5 protein-coding genes are annotated in these 5,766 nt (G+C 70.3%); all 5 read right to left on the bottom strand.

Annotated elements, in window-relative coordinates:
• Nucleotides 1-774 (bottom strand): tRNA pseudouridine(55) synthase TruB (gene truB / locus Q8Q77_RS03470; RefSeq protein WP_305581205.1); only part of this gene is annotated, 774 nt, incomplete at its 3' end.
• The gene (gene rbfA / locus Q8Q77_RS03465) at nt 774-1,214 is read right to left on the bottom strand and encodes a 30S ribosome-binding factor RbfA (protein WP_305581203.1); all 441 of its coding nucleotides are present in this window, start codon (nt 1,212-1,214) and stop codon (nt 774-776) included. The genes rbfA and truB, both read right to left, overlap by 1 nt.
• 95 nt (nt 1,215-1,309) lie before the next feature.
• Complete coding sequence (locus Q8Q77_RS03460; protein ID WP_305581201.1) at nt 1,310-2,104, bottom strand: dienelactone hydrolase family protein; 795 nt, start codon at nt 2,102-2,104, stop codon at nt 1,310-1,312.
• Nucleotides 2,105-2,143: 39 nt separating this feature from the next.
• Nucleotides 2,144-2,683, bottom strand: a complete 540-nt coding sequence (locus tag Q8Q77_RS03455; protein WP_305581199.1) for a DUF2939 domain-containing protein — start codon at nt 2,681-2,683, stop codon at nt 2,144-2,146.
• 49 nt (nt 2,684-2,732) lie between these two features.
• The coding region (gene infB, locus Q8Q77_RS03450) for a translation initiation factor IF-2 (RefSeq protein ID WP_305581197.1) at nt 2,733-5,766 on the bottom strand (3,034 nt) is incomplete at its 5' end.

Below are 5,766 nucleotides of genomic sequence, written 5' to 3'. Positions count from 1 at the left end.
TCCCTGCTTCAACTTGAAGGCGTCTTCGGTGGTCACGGCCAGCTCCGGGATGTCGTCCAGGGCGGTCTCGACCGGAAGCAGGGCCTCCAAGCAGCGGGCCTTATGGCCCAAATCCTCAAGCAATTCCAGTGTTATCGCATCATCCTCGCGGAACGGACCGACCCGCGTGCGGCGCAGGGCGCTGACATGGCCGCAGGCGCCCAGCCGATCGGCCAGGTCACGGACCACGGCGCGGACATAGGCGCCCTTGCCGCAATCCATCTCGAGCTCGATGTGGTCGGCGTCGATCACCCGGCCGACCCGCAGGTCGTGGACCTGGATCGTACGGGCGGCGAGTTCCACCACCTCGCCGGCGCGGGCCAGGTCATAGGCCCGCTCGCCGTCCACCTTCACCGCCGAATAGATCGGCGGAATCTGCTGGATCTCGCCGATGAACTCAGGAAGGGCGGCGGCCACCGCTTCGGCGCTTGGACGCACGTCGGAGGTCGCGGTCACCGCGCCCTCCCGGTCGAAGCTGGCGGTCGTCGTCCCCCAGGCGATGGTGAAGCGATAGGACTTGTCGGCATCCATCATGAAGGCGACCGTCTTGGTCGCCTCGCCCAGCGCGATCGGTAGGACACCGGTGGCCAGGGGATCGAGCGTTCCCGCGTGGCCGGCCTTCTGGGCGTTGAACACCCGCCGCACGCGGGTCACGGCGCTGGTCGAGCCGAGGTCGTAGGGTTTGTCGAGACAGACCCAGCCGGAGATCGCGTCGCCCTTCTTGCGGCGCGCCATCAGTCCTCGTCCTTCCAGGCGTCGGACGGCGCGTCCGGCGTCAGGTCCTGGCGAACCTTGGGATTGTCGAACAGCGCCCCGATGCGCGTCGCCTCGTTGAAGCTCTCGTCGTGCAGGAACTTCAGGTCAGGGGTGAACTTCATGTCGATACGGCGGCCCAGCTGGCCGCGGATGAACTTGGCGTGCCGGTTCATCGCCGCCACCACCTTCTCGGCGCCGATCCCGCCCAGGGGTTCGACGAAACAGACCGCATGGCGCAGGTCCGGGCTCATCCGCACCTCGGTGACGGTCACCGAGACGTCGGCGAGGTCCTGGTCGGTGAAGTCCTCGGTCCGCATGATCTCGACCAGGGCGTGGCGCATCAGCTCGCCGGCGCGAAGCTGGCGCTGGGTGGGGCCCGCGGCCACGCCGCGGGGGCGGGGGGCGTTGTTCTTCTTCATGGCTTGGCCTTTCGATACCTGGCCCGCGGTTCGGACGCGGCTGGCTCAGGGGAAGGGCGGGCTTCTAGGCGCGTGGGGCCTGGAAGTCCACCCCGTCAGGCCGCCCCGGTGCGCTCGCGAAAGAAAGCCAGCACCCGTTGCTCGGCCGCCTTGGTCGGACCGTCATCCTTGAGGTGCAGGGTCAGGACCGAGTGCGGCTTCATCGGCGCTGGGGCCGCGTCGGCGTCCTCCAGCTCGATGGCCTCGAACTTGTCGCCGAACTCGCGGCGATAGGTCTCGAACCGGGCGTCGGGGACGAAGGCGTCGCTCTTGAAGCGCAGGCCGATCATCGACAGGTCCTCGTCGGCGAACCTCTGGCGGGCGCAGGCGATCTCGGCGTTCGACACGCCGATCCCCGCGCCGCGCTTGGGGTTCTTGCCGGCCAGCGGCAGGGAGGGCTGTGACAGCACCGGCGCCACGACCGACGGCTCGGTCATCATGGCGAGCGCGAACCCCCCGGTGAAGCACATGCCCACCGCGCCGACCCCCTTGCCGCCGCAGTCGGCGTGGACCTTGCGGGCCAGGGCCTTCAGCCAGTCGACGATGGGGCTCGACTTGTCGGCGGCCCAGACGTTGAACTCACGCCGGATGCAGATGCCGGTGATCATCTCACGCAGGGCGTAGCCGGTGGTGACTGGCCGGCCCGGATCGCCAAACAGGCTGGGGCAGTAGACGGTCATGCCGGACGCGGCGACGCGATCGGCGAAGGCAATGACCAGGGGGTGCAGCCCCGGCATCTCGTGGATGACGATGACCGCGGGACCGGAGCCCTTCTTGAAGACCTTTCGGGTCCGGCCGCCATGGGTGAAGGCGGTCTCCTCGTAGTCGGATAGCGCCGCCTCGTAGCCCATCGCCCGCTCCCGGTCAGGTAGAGCGCAAGCTTAAGCAGATCAGTGCTTGGTTCGCAGCATGGAAAGATCGCCCTCGAAGCCCGAGAGCCGCCAGGTCCCGGCGGTCTCCGTGAACACCAGCAGGCAGGGACCGTCCTTCCGGCGGGTGGCGCAGACCCGTCCGTCGCCCATGGCCTTGAGCTGGCCGCCGATCACCAGGGCGTTGGGGATCGAGGTGTCGGGGCCATAACCGTAATAGTCCGCCGCCGCGCGGAACACTCGGGGCTGGACCAGCAGGTCGCCGGCCAGGTCGGCCACCAGCGGCGACAGCAGGATGCTCAAGGCCGTGGCGCCGTCGCCGGCGTTGGCCTTGCGGGTCTCGGCCAGCAGCCGGCTCTCGACCTGGCGCTTCAGGGCGGGGCGGTCGACATGGGCCTCGAAGGCGGTCCGGTCGTCGTCGCGGATCGAGACCAGCAGTGCGTGGACGTCGTTCGCCGCGTCGAAACGCTGGGTCGTGGCGCAGGACGACAGCAGGAGGGCTGTAAGGACGAGGAGAGCGTGGCGCACGGGCTGGGTCTCCGACAGCGATGGGTGGGCCAAGAAAAAACCCTCCCGTTTCCGGGAGGGTTTTGACGATCTTTGCGGCCAATCAGAGGCTGCGCGCGACCTCTTCGAGGGTGAAGCACTCGATGACGTCGTTTTCCTTGATGTCCTGGAAACCTTCAAAGAACATCCCGCACTCGACGCCGGAGCCGACTTCGGCGACCTCGTCCTTGAAGCGCTTGAGGGTCTTGAGGGTGCCCAGCTCCAGCACCACGATATCCTCGCGGATGATCCGGACGCGGGCGCCGCGGCGGACCACGCCTTCGGTGACCCGGCAACCGGCGACCCGGCCGACCTTGGTGATGTCGAACACCTGCAGGACTCGGGCGTTGCCCAGGAAGGTCTCGCGTTGTTCCGGCGCCAGCATGCCCGAGAGCACGCCTTTGATGTCGTCGATCAGGTCGTAGATGATCGCGTAGTAGCGGATCTCGACGCCTTCACGTTCGGCGAGCGCCTGGGCTTGCTTGGAGGCGCGGACGTTGAAGCCGAGGATCGGGGAGCCCGAGCCCTTGGCCAGCATGACGTCGCTTTCGCTGATCGCGCCGGCGCCCTGCAGGATGATCCGCGCGCGGACCTCCTCGGTGGCCAGAGCGTCCAGCGACCCAACGATGGCTTCGGCGGAACCCTGCACGTCGGCCTTGATGATGACCGGCAGCTCCGAGATCTTCTTGTCCTGAAGCTTGGCCATGAAGTCGGCCATGGTCACGCCGGCGGCGACCGGCGAACCGGCCTTCTCGCGCTTCACCCGGGTGCGGTACTCGGTCAGCTCACGGGCGCGAGCTTCGTTCTCCACCACAGCGAAGGGCTCGCCCGGAGACGGCGTGCCGTCCAGGCCGAGGATCTCCACCGGAACGGAGGGACCAGCGGCGTCGAGCTGTTCGTCGCGCTCGTTGAGCAGGGCGCGGACGCGGCCGAAATTGGAGCCGGCCACGACGATGTCGCCGCGCTTCAGGGTGCCGCGCTTGACCAGAACGGTGGAAACCGCGCCGCGGCCCCGATCCAGCTTGGCCTCGATGACGGTGCCGTCGGCGGTCCGATCGGGGTTGGCTTTCAGGTCCATGACCTCGGCCTGCAGCAGGATACCCTCGATCAGGTCGTCGAGACCCATCTTCTCGGTGGCCGAGACCTGGATGGCCTGGGTTTCACCGCCCAGGCTCTCCACCACGATCTCGTGCTGCAGCAGCTCGTTGATCACCTTGGTCGGGTTGGCGCCCGGCTTGTCGATCTTGTTGATCGCCACGATGATCGGCGCGCCGGAAGCCCGGGCGTGTTGGATGGCCTCGATGGTCTGAGGCATGACGCCGTCGTCGGCGGCCACGACCAGGACAACGATGTCGGTGACGTCGGCGCCGCGCGCCCGCATGGCGGAGAACGCCGCGTGGCCCGGGGTGTCGAGGAAGGTCACGGCCTGGCCGTTCTCCAGCCGCACCTGATAGGCGCCGATATGCTGGGTGATGCCGCCATGCTCGCCGGCCGCCACGTCGGCCGAACGTAGGGCGTCCAGCAGCGAGGTCTTGCCGTGGTCGACGTGACCCATGACCGCCACGACGGGCGGACGCGGGAGCAGGTGATCGTCGACATCCTCTTCGCCGATGAAGCCTTCTTCGACGTCGGCTTCCGAGACGCGGCGGACGGTGTGGCCGAACTCGGTGGCCACCAGTTCGGCGGTGTCGTTGTCGATGACGTCGTTGATCTTGAGCATCACGCCCTGACGCATCAGGAACTTGATGATCTCCACGCCGCGGGTCGCCATCCGGTTGGCGAGTTCCGCCACGGTGATGACGTCGGGAATGACCACTTCACGGGCCGCGCGGGCCGCTTCCTGGCCGCCGCCCTTGCGCTTCTCGCGTTCACGCTCCCGGGCCCGGCGAACCGAGGCCAGCGAACGCATCCGCTCGACGGCGCCCTCGTCATCACCGGCCACGGCCTGGATGGTCAGACGGCCTTCGCGGCGCTGCTGGGCGCCCTTGACGCGGGAGATGGCCTTGTTCGGCGCGGCGCCCGCGGCCTTGCGGCGCGTATCCTCGTCGTCGTCGGGCCGGCGGGTGGCGTCTCCGCCACCGGGCCGCGGGGCCTGGCGGGCGGCGCGCTGGATTTCAGGCGTGGCGGGCGGCGCGTTGGGCGCGGCCCCCCTGGGCGGACGTGCGCCGCCGGGACGATCCCCGGGACGGCCGGCGCCGCCAGGCGCGGGGCGAGGCGACAGGGCCGAATAGCGGACGGGCTCGCCGGACGGACGCGGACGATCGCCTTGCGGGCGATCACCCTGGGGACGGTCGCCTTGCGGCCGCGGCGGACCGCGGTCGCCCTGCGGACGGGCGTCGCCCTGCGGACGCTGCTGATAGCCACCGCCCTGGTCGGGGCGCGGCGCGCGCTGGCCGAAATTGGCGTTCTCGAACCGGCCGGGCGCGCGGTCGGGACGATAGGTGGTGGTCGAGGCGCGATCGTCGCGGCGCTCGCGGGACGGTTCGTAGGTCCGGGTCTGGCCGGCTTGCGGCGCGGCGGGCGCGGCCGGGCGGGGAGCCTCGGCGCGAGGCGCCTGGGGCGCGGCGGCAGGAGTCGGAGCAGCCGGCGTCGGCGCGGGGGCCTCAGCGACAGGCGCCGGAGCGACCGGAGCCGGGGCGACGGGGGCCAGGGCCTCCGGCGCGGCGGCCTTCGGAGCCTCGGGAGCAGGGGTCGGCGCAGCCACCGGCGCAGGGGCCGGCTCGGCGGCCTTGGCCGCGGCGGCGGTCGCGGCGGCCTCGGCGCGGGCACGCTCCTCACGGGCGCGCTGCTCGGCGGCCTGGCGGGCCTGATGCTCGCGGGCCAGTTCGATGGCGCGCTGGCGGGCGCGCTGCTCGTCGGCCGACAGGCCTGAGCCGTCGCCGGACGGCGAGGCCGCGCGCGGCGAGGCCGGGGGCGGCGTGAAGGTGCGTTTCTCGGCCGATGACGGCGCGGCGAGATTGCCCGCCGGCGCGGTGTGGGTGCGCGCGCGCTTGGTCTCCACGACCACCGTCTTGGAGCGGCCGTGGCTGAAGCTCTGCTTCACCGTGCCCGCGCTGACCGAACCGGCCCCACGGGGCTTGAGGGTCAGGGGAGCTCGC

The sequence above is a fragment of the Phenylobacterium sp. genome (genome assembly GCF_030698145.1).
Classification (GTDB): Bacteria; Pseudomonadota; Alphaproteobacteria; order Caulobacterales; family Caulobacteraceae; genus Phenylobacterium.
The sequence above is the reverse complement of the archived record's forward strand: the minus strand, read 5'-3'. Positions and strand labels throughout refer to the sequence as shown.